Below are 26,264 nucleotides of genomic sequence, written 5' to 3' on the forward strand. Positions count from 1 at the left end.
GAACACCATGTCCGCACATCCTCCTGTTCTCGTCGACATCAAGTTCAATCCCGAAGGTGTCGCCCGCGTGCTGAAAACGGCATTTGCCGACCGTGGCAGCATCAATCTCGCCTATCCGGCCGATCGGACCCGGGATCTCAGCGTGGCCGAATACGCGCTTCTCTGGAAGCCGGATGCCGATCTTTTCAAAAGGGCGCCGAACCTCAAGGTGATCTTCTCGGGCGGCGCCGGCGTCGACCATATCGTCGGCATGGACGGCTTGCCTGAGATACCGATCGTTCGGTTCGTCGATCGCAGCCTGACCACCCGCATGAGCGAGTGGGTGGTGATGCAATGCCTGATGCATCTGCGCGGGCAATACGCCCATGATATCAGCCAACGACGGCGGGAATGGGCCAAGCTGATCGCGCCCGAAGCGGCGGAAGTGACGGTCGGCGTCATGGGCCTCGGCGTGCTCGGGCAGGACGCGGTCGCCAAGCTGAAAGTGATGGGGTTCAACGTCGTCGGCTGGTCGCGGACCCGCAAACAGATTGATGGCGTAGAGACCTTCGATGCGCGCGAACTGGACGGGTTCCTCGCCAGGACCGACATTCTCGTCGGCCTCTTGCCGCTGACACCTGACACCACGGGGTTTTATGATGGCGGGCTGTTTAAGAAGCTCCGCCGCGACGGTGCGCTGGGGCGGCCGATCTTCATCAATGCAGGCCGTGGCCGGAGCCAGGTCGAGTCCGACATCGTCTCGGCCATCCGCAGCGGCATCCTCGGCGGCGCTTCGCTTGACGTTTTCGAGGTGGAGCCCTTGGCGTCGGATAGCCCGCTGTGGGAGTTGGAAAACGTCTTCATCACCCCGCATGACGCGGCGGTCTCCGAAGAGACCGCGCTGTTCCGCCATGTCGAGACGCAGATCGCCCGTTTCGAGCGCGGTGAATCGCTGCAATTCGTGATCGACCGCGCCGCCGGTTATTGAGCCTCCGGAACCTTCGAGACGACTGACCGTTTTCTCTGCGAACGTTTCTTGCGGCCGCATCGGCCGCTAGAACAGGATGCTTTTAGGCCCGGTCGGCCTGAAATCTGAATCCTGTTCTAAATTAAAGAGTTAGAGCATAATGTCGTCCGAAAACCGCTCACACTTTTCGACATCATGCTCTAAGTCAGCGGAAGGAGACGATGATGGCGCATCAGACGGAAACACGCTGGGAAAAATCCGACGGCAAGCTTCACAAGGAAGAGCAGATCCCGCCGGTCAAGGCAAAACAGGGGCGCACGGGATACCGCATCCTGACGGTGCTGCTCGTCGCCCTGATCCTCGCTTTCGTGGTCTGGATCCCGGTCGAGATCTGGGGTAATCGCGAGGCGGACGAGGTTGCGCCGCAACAGCCCGGCCAGCAACTCCAGCAGCAGCAATCGGACGCAGCACCTGCCCCGACGCAGCAGAACAGCAATGCGGTGCCGACCGAGACGCCGGCGACAGCACCGGCCCCGGATGCGGCGCCTGCGGCACCCGCCCAGCCCGCGGCACCGACCCAGCCGGCGGCGCCGGCCCAATAGAGCAAATCAACGTATCTTCCATCCCGCCGCCAGGACGCGGCGGGATGTTTATGTTTTATCTGGACTTTGCCCGCTGATTTTTCGATAAGAAGACGCACGAGCCGGTTTCGTGCGCCGGCCCGCAAACTTGGCAGCACCTGACCGGATGGGACAGGGGCAGGAATTCATGGCCAAGACCGATATTGCAAGACGCGTCTACAATCACGCGTGGAAGCTCGACCCGATCATCCGCAGCCTGATCGATACCGACTTCTACAAGCTGCTGATGCTGCAGATGATCTGGAAGCTCTATCCAGACGTCAATGCCTCCTTCACGTTGATCAATCGGACGAAACGCGTCCACCTCGCCGAGGAGATCGACGAAGGCGAATTGCGTGAACAGCTGGATCACGCCCGTACGCTGAGGCTTTCCAAGAAGGAGATGATCTGGCTGGCTGGTAACAGCTTCTACGGCCGCGCGCAGATTTTCGAGCCGGAATTCCTCGCCTGGCTTTCCAACTTCCAGCTCCCGGAATACGAGCTGTCGAAGAAGGACGGCCAGTATGTGCTGGATTTTCACGGGGCCTGGAAGGAAACCACGATGTGGGAGATCCCGGCGCTCGCGATCGTCAACGAGCTGCGCTCGCGCTCGGCGATGAAAGCGCTCGGCCCTTTCACCCTTGACGTGCTCTATGCCCGCGCCAAGGCGAAGATGTGGTCGAAGGTCGAGCGGCTGAGGGAACTGCCGGGTTTACGCATTTCCGATTTCGGCACCCGCCGCCGCCACAGTTTTCTCTGGCAGCGCTGGTGCGTCGAGGCGCTGAAGGAAGGCATCGGCCCGGCTTTTACCGGCACCAGCAATGTATTGCTGGCAATGGATTCCGATCTCGAAGCGGTCGGTACCAATGCCCATGAGCTGCCGATGGTGGCCGCTGCCCTGGCGCAAACCGACGAGCAGCTGCGCACCGCCCCTTATAAGATCCTGCGCGACTGGAACAAGCTCTATGGCGGCAACCTTCTGATCGTCCTGCCGGATGCCTTTGGCACCGCGGCTTTCCTGCGCGACGCGCCGGAATGGGTGGCCGACTGGACCGGCTTTCGCCCGGACAGCGCGCCGCCGATCGAGGGCGGTGAGAAGATCATCGACTGGTGGAAAAAGATGGGCCGCGATCCGCGCCAGAAGCTGCTGATCTTCTCCGACGGCCTCGATGTGGACGCCATCATCGACACTTACCGGCATTTCGAAGGCCGCGTGCGGATGAGCTTCGGCTGGGGCACGAATCTGACGAATGATTTTGCCGGCTGTGCCCCGACCGAAATATCGGGCCTCAACCCGATCTCGGTCGTCTGCAAAGTCAGCGACGCCAATGGCCGTCCGGCGGTGAAGCTCTCAGACAATCCGCAGAAGGCGACGGGCGAACCGGCAGAGGTCGAACGTTACCTGAAATTCTTCGGCACCGAGGACAGGGTCGATCAGACCGTCCTGGTTTAGGCTCGCCGCGCCGTACGGCCGTCCCGGGGCATATCGATGTGCCCGGCCATCGCGTCCTCGATCGACCAGCCGAAGCGCCAGGCGTCGAACATCGAATACCATTCCTGCAGATCGGTGATCGGCAGGACATCCGGCTTCGACATCGGATTGTCGGCCAGGCTGCGGCCGAGCGCACGGTCGCGTGCGCCGCGTTCCTGCATCTCAAGCAGATCCTCGAACATCGTCACCCCCTCTTTTGATTGGGTTTATGCAATCATGCTAATGAAGCATTGTCGAGTCCGGATGCGGGGATTCCGGTTTTTCACAGGATTAGCCCTAATTTGCTATCTCGATGCTGAGTTGACGGGGAGGCCCGGCTTCCTGGCTGGGGTCCGCCGCCGAGCCTCCCGGCTGGCCGATCTTCAAGTCGGCAGCGCCGACAACTTGTCGCCTTCCGGCCGGGGCGATCCAACCAAGATCAGATCAATGGTGAACGGTCGGCTAATATCCACCGGATCTGTGCCGATCCCACACGATCCGGCAGGTCGGCTGCGGCATTCTCGACTGTTCAGGCCGCCAGCCTGCGAAACCGGGTTCTGATCCGGTCGAGGTAATAATGGCCGGGAGACGGTGCCGCCGTCATCGCATGGGCTTCCGAAGAGGGAACGCCCTCGAACAGCCGCTCCTCGCCATTCCTAAAGCAAATCCTGAGCCGCCCGTCTTCCTGGCTGAAATAGACGGATTTGATGATCTTCGACTTCACCGAAAGTTCTTCCACCTGTTTTACCTCTGTTTTTAGTTTTGCAGACGGTAAACCCAAACGTGCAAAGACGCGGTGAAGCAGCGTGGTAAAAATTCAGGAATCTTTCTGATCAACCCTGGCGTTTCCTTCGATGGGGATCGGGCCTTCGTTTCCGCACGTTATGGGAGATCAGCCGATGTTGACAAACTTTGCCAAACAACTCAATTTTGATGAAACGGAGAGCTTCGATGGCGACCATGAACGTATCGCTGCCCGATCCCATGAAAGATTGGGTGGAAGCGCAAACCAAAACAGGCCGTTATGCCAATGCGAGCGATTATGTCCGCGACCTCATCAGGAAAGATCAGGAGCGAAACGACAAGGTCGCAGCTATGCAGCGCTTTGTCGATGAAGGCTTGAAGAGCGGCGTCGGGTCGCGGTCGAAGGACGAGCTGTTTGAGGCTGCTCGGGCGCGCGAGGAAAGCTCTCGCGGCAATTGATGATGGGCTTTCGCCTTGCGGAAGAAGCGGAAGAGGACATTGTCGGCATAGCCGAAACGGGCATTCGCCTGTTTGGCTCAGCGCACGCTCGGCGCTACCATGATGAACTCTACGCCATTTTTGATCTGATTGCTGCCAATCCCCGTATGGCGCGCGAACGGCATGAAATTTCTCCTCCGATGTGCATTCATCCGTTCAAGGCCCATCTCGTCGTTTATACGATTGCGGAGGGCGATAATGTTCTCATTGTCCGTATTCGCCACGGACACGAAGATTGGTCCAGTCAGGTTTAAAATTTCACTCTGTTGGATGAAAATGCGAAGAATGGCGGACAGGGAGGGATTCGAACCCTCGGTACGCTTTCACGTACACACGCGTTCCAGGCGTGCGCCTTAAACCACTCGGCCACCTGTCCTTTGGCGTTCGCACCAGGAGAGGAGCAAATCGTCGGAACGGCGCGATATATACCGATGAATTTTTGCCGATCAACCCAAATCTAACAGTTTTTTGACTTCTTCGGATAAAACTCGCCTGCGCCCGTCCATTGTGCTTCACCCCATCGATGACTATGTAATTCTCAAGGCGGAGAATGGCGCGGGGTCCGCCGGAATTGTCCGGCATATCGAAGCGTCGGAGGAGTTGATGCGTTTCCTGTTGCGTCTGGCCAGTCTTGTCGCGCTTGCGGCGGCCGTTATTGCCGGGACCATCGATTCGATCCAGTCGGTTGCGGCATCCGCCGTTGTCATGACGCCGATGTCGGAGGCCTGGCAGGATGTGAGTCCGGACACGCTGACCTCGCTGCAATCTGCGCTTTCCTACTATATCCATCCCCGTTTCTACGCCTTTATCTTCCAGTGGCTGATGCTCCAGCCGGCCTTTGCCGTCTTTCTGGTGATCGCGCTGCTTCTCTGGATGATCGGCTATAAGAAGCCGCCGATCGCCGGTCGCTTCACTGCATAGGTGCTTGAGCCGTCGATCCGGCAAAAGACCGGGTGCATTTGCCCGTCCCCGGTTTCAGCAACGGCCAGCGGATCGGCTAAAAAATCCGCATCCCGGTCGGCGAGATGTCCAAAAATCCGCCCGGCAGAACTGATTTTCAGCAATTGCTGCAAATCTTTACCGCCTGAAAAATTTCTGGTGAATTTTTCCGTGAGCCATGCAAGGATGCGCGCAGCCAGGCCTCCGGGGGGAGGTCGGTGGTTCCGCAGACATGTCCGCAAAGGACTTGCGGGAGGACCCCTAACGAATAGCAACAACAGGGCTGCACAATGAAAAAATCCCTTCTCACTCTTATTGCCGTGGCTGCCATGTCGACGACGGCGCTGGCCGCCGATGTCAAGCCGGCGCTGGTTTACGGCACCGGCGGGAAGTTCGATAAGTCCTTCAACGAGGCAGCCTACAATGGCGCCGAGAAGTTCAAGGCCGAGACCGGCATTGCCTATCGCGACTTCGAGCCGACGGGCGACACCCAGGGCGAACAGGCCATCCGCAACTTCGCAAGCCGCGGCTTCAACCCCGTGGTCGCCGTTTCCTTCGCCTGGACTTCGGCCATTGAGAAGGTCGCAGCCGAATTCCCCGACACCAAGTTCATCATCGTCGACTCCGTCGTCGACAAGCCGAACGTCCGTTCGGTCGTCTACAAGGAAGAAGAAGGCTCCTATCTCGTCGGTATTCTCGCCGGCATGGCCTCCAAGACCGGTAAGGTCGGTTTCGTCGGCGGCATGGACATTCCGCTGATCCGCAAATTCGAATGCGGCTATGAGCAGGGCGCTCGCGCCGCCAAGGCCGACATCCAGGTTTTCCAGAACATGACCGGCACAACAGGTGCGGCCTGGAATGACCCGGTTCGCGGCGGCGAGCTCACCAAGAACCAGATCGACCAGGGCGCCGACGTCATTTACGCGGCAGCCGGCGCCACCGGCCTCGGCGTTCTGCAGACCGCCGCCGACAACAAGAAGCTGTCGATTGGCGTCGACTCCAACCAGAACCATCTGCATCCGGGCTCGGTGCTGACTTCGATGGTCAAGCGCGTCGACCTTGCCGTCTACAACGCCTTCACCGACACGAAGAACGACAAGTTCACCGGCGGCGTCCAGGCGCTCGGCGTCAAGGAAGATGGTGTCGGCGCCGCGATCGACGACAACAACAAGTCGCTGATCACGCCGGAAATGCAGGCTGCCGTTGACAAGGCCAAGGCCGATATCATCGCCGGAACTGTCAAGGTTCACGATTACACCTCGGACAATTCTTGCCCGAAGTGATCCGCGCCCTGATGTAATTGACGATTGAGATCGGGCGTATGGCGGAGGGGATTTTCGCCATACGCCCTTTTCTTATTTGGAGCCTGCTGTGACAGATAAGCCCGCTATCGAGCTTGTCGGCATCGATAAGAAATTCGGTGCCGTCCACGCCAACAAGGACATCAATCTCACCGTTGCCAAGGGCACGATCCACGGCATCATCGGCGAGAACGGCGCCGGCAAATCGACGCTGATGTCGATCATTTACGGTTTTTACCACGCCGACAGCGGCGAGATCCGCGTCAACGGCAAACCCGTCACCATCCGTGACAGCCAGGCGGCGATCGCAGCCGGCATCGGCATGGTGCACCAGCATTTCATGCTGGTCGATAATTTCACCGTGCTCGAGAATATCATGCTCGGCGCCGAAGGCGGCTCGCTGTTGGCCAGAGGCGTCGCATCGGCCCGTGCCGAGCTCAAGCGGCTGGAAACGGAATATGGGCTGGAAGTCGATCCCGATGCACTCATCGAAGAGCTGCCGGTCGGCCTGCAGCAGCGCGTCGAAATCCTGAAAGCCATGTATCGCGGCGCAGAGATCCTGATCCTCGACGAGCCGACGGGCGTGCTGACGCCGGCGGAGGCCGACCATCTTTTCCGCATCCTCAAGGTGCTGCGCGACCAGGGCAAGACGATCATCCTCATCACCCACAAGCTGCGCGAGATCATGGCGATCACCGATACCGTTTCGGTCATGCGCCGCGGCGAGATGGTCGCGACCCGCAAGACGGCGGAAACGACGGTTGAGGAGCTTGCCGAGCTGATGGTCGGCCGTCGCGTGCTGCTGCGCGTCCAGAAGGGTGAGGCGAACCCCGGCGCTCCGGTGCTCACGGTTCGCAACCTGACGGTCAAAGACAATCGCGGCGTCACCATGGTCGACAACGTCTCCTTCGATGTCCGCGCCGGCGAGATCGTCGGCATAGCCGGGGTTGCCGGCAACGGCCAGTCCGAATTGCTGGAGGCGATTGCCGGTATCCGCAAGCCCGCCTCCGGCGAAATCCTCCTCGACGGCCAGACGATCGACAAGGCCGATCCAGCCCGCCTGCGCGATCTCGGCCTCGCCCATATTCCCGAGGACCGCCACCATATGGGCCTGGTCCTGAAATTCGAGGAATATGAAAATTCCGTGCTCGGCTATCACCGCCGTCCGGGCTACAGCAAAGGTCCGCTGCTCGATCTCGAAGCGATCCGCAGGGATGCGATGGAGAAGATCGAAAAATACGACATCCGCCCGCCGAACCCGCGCCTGAAGACGGCGAATTTTTCCGGCGGCAATCAGCAGAAGATCGTCGTCGCCCGCGAAATCGAACGCGACCCGAAGATGCTGATCATCGGCCAGCCGACGCGCGGCGTCGATATCGGCGCCATCGAATTCATCCACCGCCGGATTATCGAAATGCGCGATGCTGGCAAGGCGATCCTGCTCGTCTCCGTCGAACTCGACGAAATCCGCGCCCTTTCGGACCGTATCCTTGTCATGTTTGCCGGCAACATCGTCGGCGAGAAGACGCCCGATGCCGGTGAACAGACCCTCGGCCTGATGATGGCCGGCATTGCCGCGTGAGGCCCTTATGAGCACTGCTTCCGTTCCGCTACCAAACTGGATCAACTACGGCCTGATCCCGCTTCTGAACCTCATCGTCGCCTTCCTGATCTCCGGCTTCGTCGTCTGGCTGATCGGCGAGAGCCCGCTTGCCGCCCTTTCCCTGCTTATCGAGGGTGCTTTTGGCAGCGGTGAAGGCATAGGCTTCACACTCTATTATGCGACCAGCTTCATCTTCACCGGCCTTTCCGTTGCGGTGGCGATCCATGCCGGTCTCTTCAACATCGGCTCCGAAGGCCAGGCCTATATCGGCGGCCTCGGCTGCGCACTGGTGGCGCTGGCGCTCGACAATTACGTGCCCTGGTACGTGACGATGCCGGTCGCCATCGTCGGCGCCGGCATTTTGGGCGCAGCCTGGGCCTTCATTCCCGCTTTCCTCCAGGCCAAGCGCGGCAGCCACATCGTCATCACGACGATCATGTTCAACTATATCGCCGCCGCCCTCATGGTCTATCTGCTGGTGCACGTGCTGATCGTGCCGGGCAAGATGGCGCCGGAAACCCGCACCTTTCTCGAAGGCGGTCAGCTTCCTAAGCTCGGTTGGCTGATGACGATGTTCGGAGCCAAGCTCGGTGCCGCCCCGTTTAACGTCTCCTTCATCGTCGCCCTCTTTGCCGCCTGGTTTGTCTGGATCCTCATCTGGCGCACTAAGCTCGGCTTCGAGATGCGCACGCTGGGTGTAAGCTCGACAGCCGCCGACTATGCCGGCATTCCCTATGCGCGCATCGTCATCATCGCCATGCTGCTTTCCGGCGCGCTGGCCGGCATGATGGCGCTCAATCCCGTCATGGGCTCTTCCGCCCGTCTGCAGGTGGAGTTCGTCGGCGGCGCCGGCTTCGTCGGCATCGCCGTCTCGCTGATGGGCCGCAACCATCCGCTCGGCATCATCCTGGCGGCGATCCTTTTCGGCACCCTCTATCAGGGTGGTGACTGGATCTCTTTCGAAATGCCGAATATCACCCGTGAGATGATCCTCGTCATCCAGGGTCTGGTGATCCTCTTTGCCGGTGCGCTGGAATACATGTTCCGGCCGGTAATGGTGCACATCTACCAGCAGTTCAAGCCAGCCTGAGGAGCGGACGATGGATTACTACGAGATTTTCATCAACGTCCTGAGTTCGACGGTCCGGCTCTCCATCCCGCTGATCTTCACAGCACTCGCCGGCCTGTTTTCCGAGCGCGCGGGCGTTTTCGATATCGGCCTCGAAGGCAAGATGCTGGGCTCGGCCTTCGCCGCTGCCTGTGTGGCCTATCTCACCGGCTCGGCCTGGCTGGGGCTCGGCGCCGGCATCGTCTGCTCGGTGGCGCTGAGCCTGGTGCACGGCTTCGCCTCGATCACCAACCGCGGCAATCAGATCGTTTCGGGCGTGGCGATCAATTTCTTCATCGCCGGCATCACCATCGTCCTCGGTCAGGCCTGGTTCGGCCAGGGCGGCCGCACGCCGCAGCTGCCGCCGGATGCGCGCTTCGCGCCGATCATTCTGCCGGGCGCCGATGCCATGCGTGACGTGCCGATCATCGGCCCGCTCTACGCCAATGTCATATCGGGCAACAATATCCTCACCTATCTCGCCTTCCTCGCCGTACCCTTCTCCTGGTGGGTGCTTTATCGCACGCGCTTCGGCCTCAGGCTTCGCGCCGTCGGCGAAAATCCGGGTGCGGTCGACACTGCGGGCATCTCGGTCGCCTGGCTACGCTACCGCGCCGTCATGTGCGCCGGCATCCTCTGCGGCTTTGCCGGCACCTATCTGGCGATCGCCCAGTCCGCCGCCTTCATCAAGGACATGTCGGCCGGCAAGGGCTATATCGCGCTCGCTGCTCTGGTTTTCGCCAAGTGGAAGCCGGTGCCTGTCATGTTCGCCTGTCTGCTCTTCGGCTTCCTCGATGCGCTGGCGAATTTCATGCAGGGCAAGCAGGTGCCGCTGATCGGCGCAGTGCCGGTCCAGGTCTTTCAGGCGCTGCCCTATGTCCTCACCTGCATCCTGCTTGCCGGCTTCATCGGCGTCGCAATCCCGCCGAAGGCCGGCGGCGTGCCCTATACGAAGGAACGTTGATCATGTCCCACGACCTGTTCGAAGCCGCGCGCGGCGCCATGGCCTTTGCCCATGCGCCCTATTCGAAATTTCCCGTCGGCGCGGCGATCCGGGCTGAGGACGGCAAGGTCTACACCGGCGCCAACATCGAAAACCTCTCCTTTCCGCAAGGCTGGTGCGCCGAGCCGACGGCAATCAGCGCCATGATCATGGGCGGGGCGAAGAAGATCGTCGAAATGGCTGTCATCGCCGAGAAGCTGCCGCTCTGCCCGCCCTGCGGCGGCTGCCGCCAGAAGATCTCCGAATTCGCTTCCAAGGACACGAAGATCTACCTTTGCGACGAGGCCGGCGTGCAGAAGACCATGACGATGGAAGAGCTTCTTCCCTTCAGCTTCGAGACGGAACTCGGATGAAGGCGACGGTCGAACTGCTCGCCGCATTGCTCGGCACTATCAAGCCGCGCCATGGCATCGTGCTCGGCTCCGGTCTCGGCTCCCTGGTTGGCCAACTGGACGGCGCCGTGCGTATTCCCTATCGCGACCTGCCGGGCTTTCCCGTCAGTGCCGTCTCCGGCCATGCGGGCGAAGTCGTTGCCGGCCGGCTCGGCGGCGCTCCTGTCATCATGCTTTCCGGCCGCGTGCATTATTATGAGAAGGGCGATGCCAATGCCATGCGCCTGCCGATCGAGGTGTTGCAGGCGCTCGGCGTCGAGGCGCTGATCCTGACCAATTCGGCAGGATCGCTGCGCGAGGACATGCCGCCGGGTTCGGTGATGCAGATCACCGATCATATTAACTATTCCGGCATGAACCCGCTGATCGGCGAGGAAAGCGATCACCGTTTCGTCGGCATGACCAACGCCTATGATGCCGGCCTTGCTAGCGCGATGCGGAAGGCTGCGGCAAAGCTCAAGATCGAGCTGGCGCAGGGTGTCTATATGTGGTTCTCCGGTCCAAGCTTCGAAACGCCGGCCGAAATCCGCATGGCGCGCTTCCTTGGCGCCGATGCCGTCGGCATGTCGACGGTGCCGGAGGTCATCATCGCAAGAATGCTGGGCCTGAGGGTTGCCGCAGCCTCCGTTATCACCAACTATGGGGCGGGCATGACCGGCAATGAGCTCAGCCATGAAGAAACCAAGGACATGGCGCCTGTCGGTGGCGCCCGTCTCGCCGCCATACTGAAAGAGATGATTGCGGCCAGAACAGGATGATTTTAGACCGGGTCGGCCTAAAATCTGAATCCGGTTCTACACTAATAGCGAGAGCATGATGTTGTCCGAAAACCGCTCACACTTTTCGGCATCATGCTCTAGAGGAAGTGAAGATGAATAGCCATTCCATCCGGGAAACGGCGGCGGTCGCCCTTTCCCTTCTCGATCTCACCAATCTGAAGGACGATTGCACCGAGGCGCAGATCGAAGCGCTCTGCGCCCGCGCGCAGACGCCCTATGGCAATAGCGCTGCGATCTGCATCTGGCCGCGCTTCGTCGCCCAGGCCCGCAATATCCTCGGCACCGGCCATGCCGTACGGATCGCCACCGTCGTCAATTTCCCGGCGGGCGAGATGGAAGTGGCCGATGTCGCCGCCGAAACCCGCGAGGCGATTGCCGACGGCGCCGACGAGATCGATCTGGTCATCCCCTACCGCACGTTCATATCAGGCAACGAGAAGGCGGTGACCGACATGGTCAAGGCGGTGCGCGCCGAATGCGTCGGCCCCGTTCTGCTGAAGGTCATCATCGAGACCGGCGAATTGAAAGAGGCGGCATTGATCCGCCGCGCCTCCGAACTTGCCATCGAAGCCGGCGCGGATTTCATCAAGACCTCCACCGGCAAGGTCGCCGTCAATGCGACGCTCGAAGCCGCCGACATCATGATCCGGGCCATTCGCGAAAGCGGACGCAAGGTCGGCTTCAAGCCGGCCGGCGGCATCGGCTCGGTGGCCGGTGCGGGCCTTTATCTCAGCCTTGCCGAAACCATCATGGCGCCGGATTGGGCGATGCCCTCGACCTTCCGCTTCGGGGCTTCCGGCCTGCTCGACGACATACTGGCGGTTCTGAGCGGAGCGCAACCGGCATCGGCGGCGGCGTCGGGCTATTGAGATGATCCCGCAGGAGATCATCCGGCGTAAGCGCGACGGCGGCGAACTCGACGCCGCCGATATCCGGTCTTTCATCGATGCGCTTGCCGCCGGTCGATTGTCCGAAGGCCAGATCGGCGCCTTTGCCATGGCCGTCTGGTTCAAGGGCATGTCGCGCGAGGAGACCGTGGCCTTGACCCTGGCGATGGCCGATTCCGGCGATCGGTTGCAATGGGCTGATATCAACCGTCCGATCGCCGACAAACATTCGACCGGAGGTGTCGGCGACAATGTTTCGCTGATGCTGGCGCCGATCGCCGCCGCCTGCGGCCTTGCCGTTCCGATGATATCGGGCCGCGGTCTCGGCCATACCGGCGGCACGCTAGATAAGCTCGAATCCATTCCCGGCTATATGATCACCCCGGATGCGGATCTGTTTCACCGGGTGGTCAAACAGGCAGGATGCGCCATCATCGGTCAGACCGGCGCCTTGGCGCCTGCCGACGGCAGGCTCTATGCCGTGCGCGATGTGACCGCCACCGTCGATTCCATTCCCTTGATCACCGCCTCCATCCTCTCCAAGAAACTTGCCGCCGGTCTTCAGACGCTGGTGCTCGATGTCAAGGTCGGCAACGGCGCCTTCATGGCTGAGCGCGATCAGGCGGAAATTCTGGCACGGTCGCTGGTCGAGGTGGCGAATGGCGCGGGCGTGAAGACCTCGGCACTGATCACCGACATGAACCAGCCGCTCGCCGATAGCGCCGGCAACGCCGTCGAGATGCGCAACTGCCTGGATTTCCTGGCCGGCAGGAAGGGGAATACGCGGCTCGATACTGTCGTTCTTGCCTTCGCCGCCGAGATGCTGGAGAAATCGGGCGTTGCCGCTTCGCCTGAGGAAGGCGAGGCAATGGCGCGCCGGGCCCTGTCGTCGGGCAAGGCAGCCGAGATTTTTGCGCGCATGGTTTCCATGCTCGGCGGCCCGGCCGATCTCATCGAAACCCCGGACAAATACCTGGCCCGAGCGCCGGTCGAAATGCCTGTCGCAGCTAGCCGGTCCGGCTGGCTTGCCGCCTGCGACGCCCGCGGCATTGGTGTCAGCGTCATCGATCTCGGCGGCGGACGGCGTCACCCCGCGGATCGGATCGATCACCGCGTCGGTTTCTCCGAACTGCTGCCGCTCGGCACCCGCGTGAATGCCGGCGAGCCGATCGCCCTCGTTCACGCCGCCGACGAAGCCGCGGCGGAGAGGGCAGCCGCAGCACTTGCCGCGCACTACAGCATCAGCGAGGACGAGCCGGCGCTGAACCCCGTCATTGCGGGTCGTATCTGACGCTATCTATTGCTTGAGGCTGAGCGAGCCGTCGGCGACGGAATAGGAGGCGAGCTTCTTCAGGAAGCTCATGCCGACCAGCGTCGTCGTCAGCGCTTCATCCCTAAGGACGAAGGCTTCGACATCCCGGACGCGGATGCCGCCGATTTCGATCCGGTCGAGTGTCACGTGCGCGGCCTTGGTCTGGCCGTTTGCGGTGTTTACGCCATAGCGGAAATCGAGCTGGTGGGCTGTGAAGCCCATCCGGCGCGCGAGCGTCTCGTTGAGCGCGACATAGGTGGCGCCGGTATCGATCAGGCCTTGCACCGGCTTGCCGTTGATCTTGAAACTGCCGGTATAGTGGCCCTGCGCATCTGCCTGCAAGCGGATCACACGGCTGCCGGAGAGGGGTGCGGCGGCTGCGGGCATGCCGCTTTCGCTCGAGATGTAATTGGCGGAAAGAGTACCGGCGGGCTGTTGGCCGGTGCCGGCGAAGAAGGACGGCACTTGTGTGGCGAGCACCGCGGCGATGCTGGCGAATATGACGGTACGCACGAGCATGAAACAGAAATCCTTCCTGTATAAACCCCGCTTCATGCGGGGCCTCATGCTTCCAGATTGCTAAGCCGCAAGTGCTGATAAGTTGCTAATTGGGCAGGAAAACGGCCCGGGGCGAACCGCCGGGCCGTAAAACTCTTTCGATTTGGTAAAGGAAGGCTGAAATTACTTGGTGCCGTACATGCGGTCGCCGGCATCGCCGAGGCCGGGCACGATATAGCCTTTCTCGTTGAGGTGGCTGTCGATCGCCGCGGTGAAGACGGGAACGTCCGGATGCGCCGCGCGGAAATTTTTGATGCCTTCCGGGGCGGCAAGCAGACAGAGGAAGCGGATATTGTGGGCGCCGCGCTCCTTCAGCTTCTCGATCGCCGCGATCGAGGAGTTGCCGGTCGCCAGCATCGGATCGACGACGATGATCAGGCGCTCGGCCACATCTTCCGGCGCTTTGAAATAATATTCGACCGGCTGCAGCGTTTCGTGGTCGCGATAGACGCCGATATGAGAGACGCGGGCGGAAGGCACGAGATCGAGCATGCCTTCAAGCAGGCCATTGCCGGCACGCAGGATCGAGGCGAAGACCAGCTTCTTGCCTTCGAGGATCGGCGATTCGATGGTCTGCAGCGGCGTCTCGATCGTTTCCATCGTCAGCTCGAGGTCGCGGGTGACCTCGTAACAGAGCAGGGTGGAGATTTCGCGCAGCAGGCGCCGGAAACTTCCCGTCGATGTCTCCTTGCGCCGCATGATGGTGAGCTTGTGTTGCACAAGCGGATGATCGATGACCGTGACGCCGTCCATGGGGAAGCCTTTCATTCTTTCTATCGCATGTTTCTTTCACGGAAATTGGCCCGACCGCAAGAGTGCAGCCGAATTTGCGCCGGTCTTCCCCAACCTCCGGAGCCTTTCCCGTTTAGGAAGGTTCTGGCCTCAAAGGCGGGCGAGCAGCGCCTTCCGCGTCTCTCCGTCGACGAAGGCCGCTTCGATTGCGGTGCGCGTCATGGCGTCGATCTCCGCATCGCCGAAGCCGAAAACCTCAGCGGCAAGCGCATACTCGCGCTCGAGCGACGTATGGAAGAAAGGCGGATCATCAGAGCTGATCGTCACCTGCACCCCCGCTTCCTTCAACCGGCGCAGCGGGTGCGAAGCGAAATCGGGAAAGACCCGCAGTGCGATATTGGAGCCAGGGCAGACCTCAAGCACGGTGCCGAGATCGGCAAGCCGCTTTACCAGGTCGAGATCCTCGATGGCGCGCACGCCATGGCCGATGCGCGCGGGGCGCACCGCGTCGAGCGCATCGGCGACGCTGAAGGCGCCGCAAACCTCGCCGGCATGGATGGTGAGCCCCAGGCCGGCATCGCGGGCGATATCGAAGGCTCTGATATAATCAGCGACGCGGCCCATGCGCTCTTCGCCGGCCAAGTTGAAGCCTGTTATCAATGGATTGCCGGCCTTGGCCGCATATTCCGCCGCACCGATCACGCTCTCCGGGCCGAAATGCCGCTCGCCAGTGACGATCAGCCGGGCCTCGATGCCGCTCTTCTCCTTGGCGCGCCGGATGCCCTCGCAGACACCCGCTATATAGGCATCGGCGCCGAGCCCGATGCGCTTGCCGTGATCGGGCGACACGATGAGTTCGCTGTAGATCGTGTTGATGGCGGCCAGTTCATCGAGATAGGTTTCGGTCAGAAGCGCATAGTCTTCCTCAGTCTTGTAGACCTCAGAAACCCTGTCGTAGCATTCCAGGAAACTTGCGAAGTCATGCCAGACATAGGCGCCGTCGCGAAGCGCCCCGCTGATGTCGATGCCATATTTCCGCGCCTGCGCCTCGGTCAAAGCTGGCGGCGCCGCGCCCTCCAGATGGCAGTGCAGCTCCACCTTCTTCAAATGTGATGTCACAGAAAACTCCTTCCGTGCGGCCCGGCCGGAATGCCGAGATGGCGCGCAATGCTTTCGCCGATATCGGCATAGGTGCGGCGTATGCCGATCGAACGCGAGCGGATGCCGGGGCCGTAGGCTATAACAGGCACGCGTTCGCGCGTATGGTCCGTGCCGCGCCAGGTCGGATCACAGCCATGATCGGCGGTGAGCACGACGAGGTCGCCGGGCTTCAGCTTCTTGTGCACATCCGGCAGGCGCGCATCAAAGGCTTCCAGGGCTGCGGCATAGCCCGGCACATCACGGCGATGGCCGTAATTCATGTCGAAATCGACGAAATTGGTGAAGACGAGATCGCCGTCGTTCGCCGCGTCAATCGCCGACAGTGACGCATCCATCAGCGCCTCGTTGCCAGTCGCCTTGATGACGCGCGAAATTCCCTGATGGGCGAAGATATCGCCGATCTTCCCGACGGCATGCACGTGCCGGCCGTTCTGGAGCAGCCTGTCCAGCAATGTCGGTTCCGGCGGCAGCACCGAGAAGTCGCGCCGATTTCCGGTCCGCTGGAAGGTGGAAGCCGACAGGCCGATGAAGGGCCGGGCGATGACGCGGCCAATATTGTAGGGATCGACGAGGCCACGGGCGATACGGCAGAAGGTGAGCAGGCGTTCGAGACCGAAGTGTGCTTCGTGGGCGGCGACCTGGAAGACCGAATCCGACGAGGTGTAGCAGATCGGCTTGCCGGTGCGGATATGCTCTTCGCCGAGCCGGGCGATGATTTCGGTTCCGGAAGCATGGCAGTTGCCGAGAATGCCGGGGACATCGCCGTCTCTGCACAACGCCTCTATCAGCTCCGGCGGGAAGGCGTCGCCCTCCGTCGGGAAATAACCCCAGTCGAAATTGACCGGGGTTCCCGCGATCTCCCAATGGCCCGAGGGCGTGTCCTTGCCACGGGAGATTTCGTTGGCGGCGCCATAAACGCCGTAGACCTTTTCCGGAAGAGACATGCCGGCCGGAAACTGACCGGAGGCCGCGCGCGCAATATGCATCAGCCCAAGCTCGGACATATTCGGCAGGCGAAGCGGTCCGCTGCGTAGCCCGGCGCGATCGCCGGCTCCGGCGGCGCAGAATTCGGCGATATGGCCGAACGTATCGGCGCCTTCGTCGCCATAGGCGGCCGCATCCGGCGCGCCGCCGACGCCGAAGGAATCCAGAACGAAAAGAAAGGCACGCGCCATTTTACCCCCGAAAGGACCGATCGCCGACCTCCGGATGTCGGAAGCGGTTGCGGCCCAGGCATATAATGCTGCGCCCGGCTTGGCAAATTCGAGATGGGGGAGGTCAGCAGTCGCCGCAGGGGATCGAATCGCCCTGTCGCTGGCGGTAGAAATAGCTGCGGCTGATGTTGATCGTGCGCACTCCATCCGGCATGAAATTCGGCGCGAACAGGAACATCGTATAGGGAATGCTGAGTTCGCTACGGACCAGGAAGCTGTTGGCCGTCTTCATGTCCGAGGGTATGTCGCTGACCGCGGCATTCTTGGCATAGGGCACGCTCCCGTCCTGCGCCCAGGACCAGAGCACCGTGGCATTGGCGCTGGCGTCGACAGTAATCCCAGTGATCTTCAGCGTTAGCGAGGACGAGTTGTAGGGCACGAAGATCGCGTTTGCGACCGACCGCATCTCGCCGAGTGTGCTCTTCGTGACGGATTGCTGCTGGGTGACAAGATCGGCGATCGAACCGGCGGCACGGGTCGCGCGCTTGGAGACGCTGAGGCCGATCGTGATCTCGAAAGCGCCGATATAGAGCATGACCAGCACGGGAAAGAGGATCGCAAACTCGATCGCGCCGGCGCCCTGGCGCTCTCGGATCAGCCGCCGCGCCGTCAGTGCCAGTCTGGTGAACGGGTTGCGCAATGCCATTATGGATACTGCTCGTTCTGGAAGGCCGCGGTCGCGATGATCAGATATTGCGTCGGCATCGAACCGTCGGAGGGGCGGATCGTCGTGATGTAAGGCCGGACCAGATCCGTGATGATTTCCCAGCGATAGTAGGCGCGCAGCATGTTGATCGTGCCGGCGCCGCCGGGCGAATATTTGATCGCCGCCGTGTTGATGTCGGAATATCTGTCGGTGGAGAGCTTGGGAATCGTCGTCGGAATGGCCGAGAAGGCGGCGAAGGTCTGCACATCCAGGTAGAGCTTGCTCGGCGTCGCCGCCTCGGTCGCCGAGCAGCTGATCAGGATTGAGATCTCGCCGCAGAAGGCCTGCCGGAATTGCGTCTGGGTCATATCGGTCGTACGACCGAGATTGTAGGTGATCTGTCCGGTCCGCATCCGCCGGCTCATCGTATCGACGGCATTGGAGACGAGTTCTTCGGCGGCGAAGGCGATGAAGGTTTCGAGGATCGCGAAGATCACGACGAAATAAGGGATGGCAAGCAGGGCGAATTCGATCGCCGCCGCGCCGTCGCGCGAGCGGGCGGCAGCGCGAAACTGGGAGAAACGGAACGGCGCGAAGGCGCGCTGCTCATCCGTCTTCTGATCAACTACCGTCATTGCCTGGACCCGAGCGACATCTGCCTGCCACACTAGGGTCCGTTCGTTGATTTTCCGTTTCAGTCCGATACGACGATTTTAACGAATACGAAGATCCGAGCCGGGCCGATCAGGGGGACGTGGTGCCGCCGGCCGCTTGCTGCGCGTGCTGCTCGCAGTTCGGCGTGCACGACAGCACGGAGCGCTCCGTCTGGCGGTAGACGCGCACCGTGTTGCCCTCGTCGATCGAGACCAGGATGCGCTCGTCGAGGATGGCGTTGCCGTCGGCGTCCAGCAGAACGAGATTGGTGGTGCCGAAGCTGCGTCCTGTCAGCACGATCGTCTTGGCATCGGCGACGGTCGCATCGGCGACCTTGGCATTGCCGACGATCACCTTGCTGACGGGGCGGTCGAGCTTCAACACCCGCGCGTGATCCATATAGACACGCAGCATGTCATCGTCTGCGGCCGCGGAAATTCCCGAAACACCGAAAACGGCGATCATGCCGGCAACGAAAACGGTTTTGCCGCTCGATGACATCTGGTCCTCTTTCATGATCACAGCGCAATAGGCGCATAGAATGGAAAAAAATGGTGAATGAAGCTTTAAGCTCACCATGGTGTTTCGAGGTGAGGCAGGATGATCCGATTTGGCACGCGCTCCGGGCGGAACACGTTCCAATTGGATGCGGCACCTGTGCTATTACAGATGAAACCCGCCGTTAACCCGGGAATATCGTTAAATATTGAGAGAAATGAATAAGGTAATACTTACCCTACGGCAGCCTCTTATTGCCTTCACACCTGGTTAACTCTTTTTCTTAAGCCGATGGAAACGCCCATTCACTAGATTGCGGTCATCCGATCAACGGCAACAGTTGGCGGACGTGCTGAACATCAACTGGAGTTAGGAGTAACCATGACCAAGCTTTTTAGCCGTTTTCTGAAGGACGAATCCGGCGCGACCGCAATCGAATACGGCCTGATCGCCGCCCTCATTTCTGTCGCGCTCATCACCGGCGCAACGAGCCTCGGCACCAAGATCGGTAACGTGTTCACCGGCCTGAGCACCAAGATGGACAATGCCGTCACGAAGGTCAACTAAGCGAGGTGCCGCGAGGCGGCATCTCCGATTCTGGCCGGATCTGCTCTGGCTGGTCTATCGAGCGGGCTCACGCGCTGCAAGCCGTGAGCCTTTTCGTATTTTACTATGATCGGGTATACGCATGATCGCAGCTGCAGTCTTTGTCATTCTGCCACTCTGCCTCGCCATGGCGGCCTTCTCGGATCTGTTCACCATGACGATTCCGAACCGCGTTTCCCTGATCCTTATCGTCTCATTCCTCGTGCTGGCGCCCTTCTCGGGCTTTGGCCTGCAGGCAATCGGCATGCATCTTGCCGCTGCCGCTATCGTGCTTGCCGCCTGTTTTGCGCTTTTTGCATTCAATGTGATGGGCGGTGGAGACGCCAAGCTTCTGACCGCCACCGCGCTCTGGTTCGGGCTGAACCAGTCGCTTGCCTTGCTGATGGCCGACGTCGCCATGATCGGCGGTCTCATCACCTTGCTCATCCTGCTGGTGAGAACCCAGTCGAACACCATTCTCGCCATCGGCCTGCCGGTTCCGAACTCGCTGCTGCTCGCCAAGAAGATCCCTTACGGCATTGCGATCGCGATCGGCGGCTTTATGGCCTTCCCAGCCTCGCCGATCTTCATCGCCACTTTGGAAAGCCTGAAATAACGGGATTTTAAATGCCCGTTAACTTAAAATGTAAGCGTTCCATTAACCATAATTATACCAATTGCTGAGCATTCTGCAGGGCGAACATATCGTGCCTTGAGGAATGATCGATGAAACCGGCCCGCCTTATAATTCTCGCTGTCGCCGTGGTGGCAGCCGGCCTCGCCGGCCTCCTGGCAATGCGGATGGCCGGCAGCGGTGGCGTCGTCACCCAGGTGCAGTCGGTCATCGAGAAGGAACCCACCGTCAACGTCCTCGTCTCCAGCGGCAACCTGGCGGTCGGCCAAAGGCTGGAAGAGGGCTCGGTGCACTGGATGGCCTGGCCGCAGGGCGGCGTCGTCCCGGGCCTCATCACCGAAGCCGAAAAGCCCGATGCGATCAAGGACCTGCAGGGCGCCGTCGTGCGCCTGCCGATCTTCGAAGGTGAGCCGATCCGGCCGGAAAAAGTCGCCGATTCCAGCAGCCGCATCCTGTCATCGCTGTTGCCGGCCGGCAAACGCGCCGTTGCGACCGAGATATCCGTGGCAACCGGCGCCGGCGGCTTCATCCTGCCGAACGACCGCGTCGACGTCATCATGGTCCGCAAGGGCACCGAGGCCAACAAGCTCATCACCGAGACGGTGCTGAGCAATGTCCGTGTTCTCGCCATTGACCAGCAGATCCAGGAAAAGGACGATGGCTCGAAGGCGGTCGTGGGAACGACCGCGACGCTCGAGCTCACGCCCGATCAGACGAAGGTTCTGGCCGTCGCACAACAGATGGCCGACCGGCTATCGCTCGCGCTGCGCTCGGTCGCCGATGCGCAGGAGCAGGACACCAGCGCCGCCGACTATCTGCTGAGCGGCGACAACGGCAGTGCGATCATTCAGGTCATCAAGTCGGGCTCCATCGTAACGGATGCCGGCGCAGCGCCGAAGCCGGAGTAAAGGGACGTGCAAATGGGCAATTCAACGCGGCGCGCCAAGCTCCTCCTGACAGGCAGCCTTTCGCTTGCGATCAGCGTCACCGGCATGGCGCCGGCCTCTTTCGGGCCGCTTCTCACCGTCGATGAGGCGCGTGCCGATTCTGGAAACCTTATCCGCATCGCGCAGACCGGCCCCGACGCTCACCGTCGCCTGAAGCTCGGACTGAACAAGGCTGTCGTCGTCGATCTGCCGGAGGATGCCCATGATATTCTCGTATCGGATCCGAGCATGGCCGATGCCGTAACCCGGACGTCGCGACGCATCTATCTATTCGGCAAGAAGGTCGGCCAGACGAATATTTTTGTCTTCGGCGCCGGCGGGCAGGAGATCATCAACCTCGATATTGAGATCGAACGCGACGTCTCCGGTCTCGAAGCCAATCTCCGCCGCTTCATTCCCGATTCCGCCATCAACGTCGAAATCGTCTCCGACAACATCGTCCTGACCGGCACCGTGCGCACCCCGCAGGACGCCACGCAGGCCGCCGATCTGGCCCAGGTCTTCCTGAAGGGCGGCGAGGCGACGACGAGAACGGAGACGGCGTCCGGCACCGGCGGCGACAGCGCGGTGGCGCTCTTTGCCGAAGGCCGGCAGACCTCCCAGGTCGTTAATCTGCTGAAGATCGAGGGTGAGGACCAGGTCACCCTCAAGGTGACGATCGCTGAGGTCCGTCGTGAGGTGCTGAAGCAGCTCGGCTTCGACAACCTGGTTTCCAACTCCTCCGGCATGACGGTTGCCCAGCTCGGCACTCCTAGCGCCGACAGCGCGACGGCAACGGTTGGCGGCGGCCTGGCGGCTCTCTTCAAGAGCTCGATCGGCAAATACGATATCTCCACCTACCTGAACGCGCTGGAACAGGCCAAGGTGGTCAGGACGCTCGCCGAGCCGACATTGACGGCAATCTCGGGTCAGGCGGCGACATTCAATTCCGGTGGTCAGCAGCTCTATTCGACGACCGACAATGACGGCAACGTTACTGTCGTTCCCTTTAATTACGGTATCAACCTCGCCTTCAAGCCGGTCGTGCTGTCGTCGGGCCGCATCAGCCTGGAGATCAAGACGAACGTCTCCGAGCCGGTCGCCGGCAGCGGCAACGCCACCTATCAGCGCCGTTCGGCCGAGACCTCGGTGGAGCTGCCCTCGGGCGGCTCTATCGCGCTCGCCGGCCTCATCCGCGACAATGTCTCCCAGACGATGGGCGGCACACCCGGCGTCTCCAAGATCCCGCTGCTCGGAACGCTGTTCCGTCAGAAGGGCTTCGAGCGTCAGGAAACCGAACTTGTCATCATCGCAACGCCCTATCTGGTGCGTCCGGTGGCGCGCAATCAGCTGAACCGGCCGGATGACAATTTCAGTCCCGAGAACGACGGTGCAACCTTCTTCCTCAACCGTGTCAACAAGGTCTATGGCCGCCGCGAGGCGCCCGTCGCCGATGCGCAGTTCCACGGCTCGATCGGGTTTATCTACAAATGAGTGGAGAGGCATCGGCAGCAATGGCACAGAACAGAGATCAGGCGATGGCCTTCATGAATTCGACGACACCCCGGCTCGCAATCTCCAAGGCGCTTTACCTCACGGCCGCCGTTTCGATGGCGATCCTTTCCGGATGCGCCGGTCCGCACGACCAGCTGACGACCGGCGGCATTCCGGATGATTACCGTGCCCGGCATCCGATTATCGTCACCGAGGCCGAGCAGACGGTGGATATTCCTGTTGCTTCCACCGATCGGCGCCTGACCATCGCCCAGCGCGATCTCATCCGCGGCTTTGCCGCAAACTATATCTCCCGTGCCTCCGGTCCGGTATACGTATTGTCGCCGGAAGGCTCGCCGAATTCGGCGGCCGCCTATCAGTTGCGCAAGCAGGTCCGCGCGGAGTTGGCGTCGAGAGGGATCGCGAGCTCGAAAATCATTAATACTTCCTATGCCGCTGCCGGCGCCGGCGATGCGGCGCCGATCCGCCTGAGCTTCACCGGCACGACCGCGATCACCACGCAGTGCGGTCAGTGGCCGAAGGACATCTCGAACGATTTCGCCAATCAGAATTACTATAATTTCGGCTGCGCCTCGCAAAACAACCTCGCCGCCCAGGTCGCCAATCCGGAGGATCTGGTGGCACCTCGCGGCATGACGCCGATCGACGCGCAGCGGCGCAACAACGCGATCCAGGAATACCGAACGACGACATCGACGATCGAGGATGTCGGCGGCAGCGACAGCAGCTTCTGAGGCGAGACGGGACGATGAGCGCCATCGAGTACGAAATCAAGAACCCCAGCGAGCTTCGTCATGCCGAAGAGGCTGTGCGCATGGCTGATCTGGAGGCCATGCGGCCGCTGCCGCGTATTTCCGTCCACGCCTTCTGCGAGAGCGAGACCCTGCAGCAGGTCATGGAACGCTGCGCCAATGACCGGCGCATGGCGAAGGTGAGCCTGCGCATCACCAGCGGCGGCATTGCCGCTGCCGCCAATATGTTTTCCGGCGCGCCGACTCCGAACCTCATTATCCTCGAGACCAAGGCGAATGTCGGAAGCCTCCTTGCCGAACTCGCTCCGCTCGCCGCGGTCTGCGATCCGACCACCAAGGTCGTCATCGTCGGCTATTACAACGATATCGGACTGTATCGCGAACTGATCCGCAACGGCATTTCGGAATATATGGTCCAGCCCGTCGCCATGCCCGATATCCTTGCCGCGATGGCCTCGATCTTCGTCGATCCGGAAGCCGAGCCGCTCGGCCGCAGCATCGCCTTCATCGGCTCGAAGGGCGGCACCGGAGCCTCGACCATCGCCCATAATTGCGCTTTCGGCATTTCCAATCTTTTCTCCACCGAGACGATCCTCGCCGACCTCGACCTCCCCTATGGCACGGCGAATATCGACTTCGACCAGGATCCGGCCCAGGGCATCGCCGAAGCGGTCTTCGCGCCCGACCGTCTCGACGAGGTCTTCCTCGACCGCCTGCTGACGAAATGCTCCGAGCATCTGTCGCTGCTCGCCGCACCCTCGCTGCTCGACCGGGCGTATGACTTCGACGGCCAGGCTTTCCAGCCGGTGCTCGACGTCCTGCAGCGCAGCGCCCCCGTTACCGTGCTCGACGTTCCGCATGCATGGTCGGAATGGACCCGCTCGGTGCTGGCGAGCGTTGACGAGGTGGTCATCACGGCGGTTCCCGATCTTGCCAATCTGCGCAACACCAAAAACATGCTGGATGCGCTGCGCAAGATGCGGCCGAATGACAAGCCGCCGCATCTTATCCTCAATCAGGTCGGCATGCCGAAACGTCCCGAGATCTCGCCATCGGATTTCTGTGAGCCGTTGGAGATCGATCCGATCGCGATCATCTCCTTCGACATCAATCTCTTCGGCAACGCCGCCAACAGCGGCCGGATGATTTCGGAAGTCGATCCCAGGTCGCCGACGGCGGAAACCTTTTCGCAGATATCGCACATCGTCACCGGCCGAGCCGCGATCAGGAAGGCGAAGAAGGGAGGCCTGCTAGGCCTTCTGAAGCGCAAATAGACGATTAGAACGAGCAGATTGGATTAAGCGGCATGTTTGGAAAACGCGGAAACGAAGGTTTCGGAAAGGCTGGAGGCGCGATCGCTCCTCCGCCGCCGGCTCCGGCCGCGCCCGCACCCGTGGCTTCCTCTCCCTCCATTCTGGTCGAACCCGCGCGCGAGAACCAGCGCCAGCAGGTGACACCGCCGCCGATGCAGGCGCCGCAGCGCAAGCGGCCGGTGCGCACCGACGAATATTACGACACCAAACAGCAGGTATTTTCTGCACTGATCGACACGATCGATCTCTCGCAGCTTTCCAAGCTCGACGGCGAAAGCGCGCGTGAGGAAATCCGCGACATCGTCAACGACATCATCACCATCAAGAATTTCGCGATGTCGATCTCCGAGCAGGAAGAGCTGCTTGAGGATATCTGCAACGACGTCCTCGGTTACGGCCCGCTGGAGCCGCTGCTGGCGCGCGACGACATCGCCGACATCATGGTCAACGGCGCCGGCCAGACTTTTATCGAAGTCGGCGGCAAGACGATCGAATCGGAAATCCGTTTTCGCGACAACGCGCAGCTTCTCTCCATCTGCCAGCGCATTGTCAGCCAGGTCGGCCGCCGCGTCGATGAATCGAGCCCGATCTGCGACGCGCGCCTGCCCGATGGTTCGCGCGTCAACGTCATCGCACCGCCGCTGTCGATCGACGGGCCGGCGCTCACCATCCGCAAGTTCAAGAAGGACAAGCTGACGCTCGATCAGCTCGTCCGTTTCGGCGCGATCACGCCGGAAGGCGCAACCGTGCTGCAGATCATCGGGCGGGTGCGCTGCAACGTCATCATCTCAGGCGGCACGGGTTCGGGTAAAACGACCCTCCTGAACTGCCTGACCAATTACATCGATCGCGACGAACGCGTCATCACCTGCGAGGACACGGCCGAACTGCAGCTGCAGCAGCCGCATGTCGTGCGTCTTGAAACGCGTCCGCCGAATATCGAAGGCGAGGGCGAGATCACCATGCGCGATCTCGTCAAGAACTGCCTGCGCATGCGTCCCGAGCGCATCATCGTCGGCGAAGTGCGCGGACCTGAAGTTTTCGACCTGCTGCAGGCGATGAACACCGGTCACGACGGCTCGATGGGCACGATCCACGCCAACACCCCGCGCGAATGCCTGAGCCGTATCGAATCGATGATCGCCATGGGCGGCTTCACCCTGCCGGCAAAAACGGTGCGTGAGATCATCTCCACCTCTGTCGACGTCATCATCCAGGCGGCGCGCCTGCGCGACGGTTCGCGCCGCATCACCCAGATCACCGAGGTGATCGGCATGGAAGGCGACGTCATCATCACCCAGGATCTGATGCGCTACGAGATCGAAGGCGAAGACGCGGGCGGCCGATTGATCGGCCGGCACATGTCGACCGGCGTCGGCAAACCGCATTTCTGGGATCGGGCTCGTTACTTCAACGAGGAAAAGCGCCTGGCCGCCGCCCTCGACGCGATGGAAGCGAAATCCAAGGATTAGG

At 61.2% G+C, this 26,264-nt stretch carries 31 protein-coding genes and 1 tRNA gene; 21 read left to right on the forward strand and 11 right to left on the reverse strand.

Going from position 1 to position 26,264, the window contains the following annotated elements; all coding sequences use genetic code 11:
* The first annotated feature begins 7 nt into the window (after positions 1–7).
* The 3 genes from EFR00_RS26020 (at position 8) to pncB (ending at position 3,019) form a co-directional block, all read left to right on the forward strand.
* Positions 8–967, forward strand: a complete 960-nt coding sequence (locus EFR00_RS26020; protein WP_077995051.1) for a 2-hydroxyacid dehydrogenase — start codon at positions 8–10, stop codon at positions 965–967.
* Positions 968–1,167: 200 nt separating this feature from the next.
* A complete protein-coding gene (locus EFR00_RS26025; protein ID WP_009982537.1) occupies positions 1,168–1,548 on the forward strand; it encodes a hypothetical protein in 381 nt (126 codons plus the stop codon).
* A 166-nt stretch (positions 1,549–1,714) separates the two neighbouring features.
* Positions 1,715–3,019: a nicotinate phosphoribosyltransferase gene (gene pncB / locus EFR00_RS26030; RefSeq protein WP_077995050.1), complete on the forward strand. Its 1,305-nt coding sequence runs from the start codon at positions 1,715–1,717 to the stop codon at positions 3,017–3,019.
* Here the strand turns inward: pncB and EFR00_RS26035 are convergent.
* Together EFR00_RS26035 and EFR00_RS26040 are read right to left on the reverse strand one after the other, a co-directional pair.
* Positions 3,016–3,240: a CrpP-related protein gene (locus tag EFR00_RS26035; RefSeq protein ID WP_010057833.1), complete on the reverse strand. Its 225-nt coding sequence runs from the start codon at positions 3,238–3,240 to the stop codon at positions 3,016–3,018. The genes pncB and EFR00_RS26035 overlap by 4 nt on opposite strands.
* Positions 3,241–3,566: 326 nt before the next feature.
* On the reverse strand, positions 3,567–3,776 hold the full coding sequence (locus EFR00_RS26040) for a KTSC domain-containing protein (protein ID WP_009994618.1): 210 nt from the start codon (positions 3,774–3,776) through the stop codon (positions 3,567–3,569).
* Between the two features lie 212 nt (positions 3,777–3,988).
* Between EFR00_RS26040 and EFR00_RS26045 the strand changes: the two genes are divergently transcribed.
* The gene (locus tag EFR00_RS26045) at positions 3,989–4,240 is read left to right on the forward strand and encodes a type II toxin-antitoxin system ParD family antitoxin (RefSeq protein ID WP_009994620.1); all 252 of its coding nucleotides are present in this window, start codon (positions 3,989–3,991) and stop codon (positions 4,238–4,240) included.
* A 2-nt stretch (positions 4,241–4,242) separates the two neighbouring features.
* The gene (locus EFR00_RS26050; protein WP_077995049.1) at positions 4,243–4,533 is read left to right on the forward strand and encodes a type II toxin-antitoxin system RelE/ParE family toxin; all 291 of its coding nucleotides are present in this window, start codon (positions 4,243–4,245) and stop codon (positions 4,531–4,533) included.
* Positions 4,534–4,565: 32 nt separating this feature from the next.
* Here the strand turns inward: EFR00_RS26050 and EFR00_RS26055 are convergent.
* Positions 4,566–4,655, reverse strand: a tRNA-Ser gene (locus EFR00_RS26055).
* Between the two features lie 227 nt (positions 4,656–4,882).
* Between EFR00_RS26055 and EFR00_RS26060 the strand changes: the two genes are divergently transcribed.
* Positions 4,883–5,200, forward strand: a complete 318-nt coding sequence (locus EFR00_RS26060; RefSeq protein ID WP_038686170.1) for a hypothetical protein — start codon at positions 4,883–4,885, stop codon at positions 5,198–5,200.
* Here EFR00_RS26060 and EFR00_RS26065 read toward each other — a convergent pair.
* A complete protein-coding gene (locus EFR00_RS26065; RefSeq protein WP_125864864.1) occupies positions 5,161–5,352 on the reverse strand; it encodes a hypothetical protein in 192 nt (63 codons plus the stop codon). The genes EFR00_RS26060 and EFR00_RS26065 overlap by 40 nt on opposite strands.
* Before the next feature lie 156 nt (positions 5,353–5,508).
* Here EFR00_RS26065 and EFR00_RS26070 point away from each other — a divergent pair, with 156 nt between their 5' ends.
* The 8 genes from EFR00_RS26070 (at position 5,509) to deoA (ending at position 13,582) form a co-directional block, all read left to right on the forward strand.
* Positions 5,509–6,501, forward strand: a complete 993-nt coding sequence (locus tag EFR00_RS26070; RefSeq protein WP_077995048.1) for a BMP family lipoprotein — start codon at positions 5,509–5,511, stop codon at positions 6,499–6,501.
* Between the two features lie 88 nt (positions 6,502–6,589).
* On the forward strand, positions 6,590–8,101 hold the full coding sequence (locus tag EFR00_RS26075) for an ABC transporter ATP-binding protein (protein WP_039617281.1): 1,512 nt from the start codon (positions 6,590–6,592) through the stop codon (positions 8,099–8,101).
* A gap of 7 nt (positions 8,102–8,108) precedes the next feature.
* Entirely contained in the window at positions 8,109–9,212 is a 1,104-nt protein-coding gene (locus EFR00_RS26080) for an ABC transporter permease (RefSeq protein ID WP_077995047.1), read from the forward strand.
* Between the two features lie 10 nt (positions 9,213–9,222).
* Entirely contained in the window at positions 9,223–10,194 is a 972-nt protein-coding gene (locus tag EFR00_RS26085) for an ABC transporter permease (RefSeq protein WP_077995046.1), read from the forward strand.
* Positions 10,195–10,196: 2 nt separating this feature from the next.
* Positions 10,197–10,586, forward strand: a complete 390-nt coding sequence (locus tag EFR00_RS26090; protein ID WP_003589240.1) for a cytidine deaminase — start codon at positions 10,197–10,199, stop codon at positions 10,584–10,586.
* Entirely contained in the window at positions 10,583–11,383 is an 801-nt protein-coding gene (locus EFR00_RS26095; RefSeq protein ID WP_077995045.1) for a purine-nucleoside phosphorylase, read from the forward strand. The genes EFR00_RS26090 and EFR00_RS26095 overlap by 4 nt, the downstream gene beginning before the upstream one ends.
* A 113-nt stretch (positions 11,384–11,496) precedes the next feature.
* Positions 11,497–12,273 carry a deoxyribose-phosphate aldolase gene (gene deoC, locus EFR00_RS26100; protein ID WP_077995044.1) on the forward strand — a complete coding sequence of 259 codons (777 nt, stop codon included), beginning with the start codon at positions 11,497–11,499 and terminating at the stop codon, positions 12,271–12,273.
* 1 nt (position 12,274) lies between these two features.
* Positions 12,275–13,582, forward strand: coding sequence for a thymidine phosphorylase (deoA, locus tag EFR00_RS26105; RefSeq protein ID WP_077995043.1), 1,308 nt, complete (start codon positions 12,275–12,277; stop codon positions 13,580–13,582).
* Positions 13,583–13,588: 6 nt separating this feature from the next.
* Here deoA and EFR00_RS26110 read toward each other — a convergent pair whose 3' ends face one another.
* The 7 genes from EFR00_RS26110 to EFR00_RS26140 all read right to left on the reverse strand — a co-directional run bounded on the left by EFR00_RS26110 (position 13,589) and on the right by EFR00_RS26140 (position 19,069).
* Complete coding sequence (locus EFR00_RS26110; RefSeq protein ID WP_077995042.1) at positions 13,589–14,158, reverse strand: retropepsin-like aspartic protease family protein; 570 nt, start codon at positions 14,156–14,158, stop codon at positions 13,589–13,591.
* Positions 14,159–14,284: 126 nt separating this feature from the next.
* Positions 14,285–14,914 carry a uracil phosphoribosyltransferase gene (upp, locus tag EFR00_RS26115; RefSeq protein ID WP_077995041.1) on the reverse strand — a complete coding sequence of 210 codons (630 nt, stop codon included), beginning with the start codon at positions 14,912–14,914 and terminating at the stop codon, positions 14,285–14,287.
* A gap of 129 nt (positions 14,915–15,043) precedes the next feature.
* On the reverse strand, positions 15,044–16,012 hold the full coding sequence (locus EFR00_RS26120; protein ID WP_009995012.1) for an adenosine deaminase: 969 nt from the start codon (positions 16,010–16,012) through the stop codon (positions 15,044–15,046).
* The gene (locus EFR00_RS26125) at positions 16,009–17,229 is read right to left on the reverse strand and encodes a phosphopentomutase (RefSeq protein WP_077995040.1); all 1,221 of its coding nucleotides are present in this window, start codon (positions 17,227–17,229) and stop codon (positions 16,009–16,011) included. Before EFR00_RS26125 ends, EFR00_RS26120 begins: the two co-directional genes overlap by 4 nt.
* A gap of 103 nt (positions 17,230–17,332) precedes the next feature.
* Positions 17,333–17,914, reverse strand: a complete 582-nt coding sequence (locus EFR00_RS26130) for a TadE/TadG family type IV pilus assembly protein (protein WP_077995039.1) — start codon at positions 17,912–17,914, stop codon at positions 17,333–17,335.
* Positions 17,914–18,549, reverse strand: a complete 636-nt coding sequence (locus EFR00_RS26135; protein ID WP_077995099.1) for a TadE/TadG family type IV pilus assembly protein — start codon at positions 18,547–18,549, stop codon at positions 17,914–17,916. Before EFR00_RS26135 ends, EFR00_RS26130 begins: the two co-directional genes overlap by 1 nt.
* Positions 18,550–18,658: 109 nt before the next feature.
* Positions 18,659–19,069, reverse strand: coding sequence for a pilus assembly protein N-terminal domain-containing protein (locus EFR00_RS26140; RefSeq protein WP_077995038.1), 411 nt, complete (start codon positions 19,067–19,069; stop codon positions 18,659–18,661).
* A gap of 378 nt (positions 19,070–19,447) precedes the next feature.
* On the opposite strand from EFR00_RS26140, the gene EFR00_RS26145 reads away from it, so the two are divergent.
* The 7 genes from EFR00_RS26145 to EFR00_RS26175 all read left to right on the forward strand — a co-directional run bounded on the left by EFR00_RS26145 (position 19,448) and on the right by EFR00_RS26175 (position 26,263).
* The gene (locus EFR00_RS26145; RefSeq protein WP_009993183.1) at positions 19,448–19,633 is read left to right on the forward strand and encodes a Flp family type IVb pilin; all 186 of its coding nucleotides are present in this window, start codon (positions 19,448–19,450) and stop codon (positions 19,631–19,633) included.
* Between the two features lie 121 nt (positions 19,634–19,754).
* Positions 19,755–20,267 carry an A24 family peptidase gene (locus tag EFR00_RS26150; protein WP_077995037.1) on the forward strand — a complete coding sequence of 171 codons (513 nt, stop codon included), beginning with the start codon at positions 19,755–19,757 and terminating at the stop codon, positions 20,265–20,267.
* Between the two features lie 110 nt (positions 20,268–20,377).
* Positions 20,378–21,193, forward strand: a complete 816-nt coding sequence (gene cpaB, locus EFR00_RS26155; RefSeq protein WP_038686202.1) for a Flp pilus assembly protein CpaB — start codon at positions 20,378–20,380, stop codon at positions 21,191–21,193.
* Between the two features lie 12 nt (positions 21,194–21,205).
* On the forward strand, positions 21,206–22,705 hold the full coding sequence (locus EFR00_RS26160) for a type II and III secretion system protein family protein (RefSeq protein ID WP_077995036.1): 1,500 nt from the start codon (positions 21,206–21,208) through the stop codon (positions 22,703–22,705).
* A complete protein-coding gene (locus tag EFR00_RS26165) occupies positions 22,702–23,460 on the forward strand; it encodes a CpaD family pilus assembly protein (protein WP_038686206.1) in 759 nt (252 codons plus the stop codon). The genes EFR00_RS26160 and EFR00_RS26165 overlap by 4 nt, the downstream gene beginning before the upstream one ends.
* Before the next feature lie 14 nt (positions 23,461–23,474).
* Positions 23,475–24,752: a CpaE/TadZ family protein gene (locus EFR00_RS26170; protein WP_077995035.1), complete on the forward strand. Its 1,278-nt coding sequence runs from the start codon at positions 23,475–23,477 to the stop codon at positions 24,750–24,752.
* Positions 24,753–24,784: 32 nt separating this feature from the next.
* Positions 24,785–26,263, forward strand: coding sequence for a TadA family conjugal transfer-associated ATPase (locus tag EFR00_RS26175; protein ID WP_077995034.1), 1,479 nt, complete (start codon positions 24,785–24,787; stop codon positions 26,261–26,263).
* The last annotated feature ends 1 nt before the right edge of the window (position 26,264 follow it).

The organism is Rhizobium sophoriradicis, assembly GCF_003939025.1.
GTDB lineage: Bacteria > Pseudomonadota > Alphaproteobacteria > Rhizobiales > Rhizobiaceae > Rhizobium > Rhizobium sophoriradicis.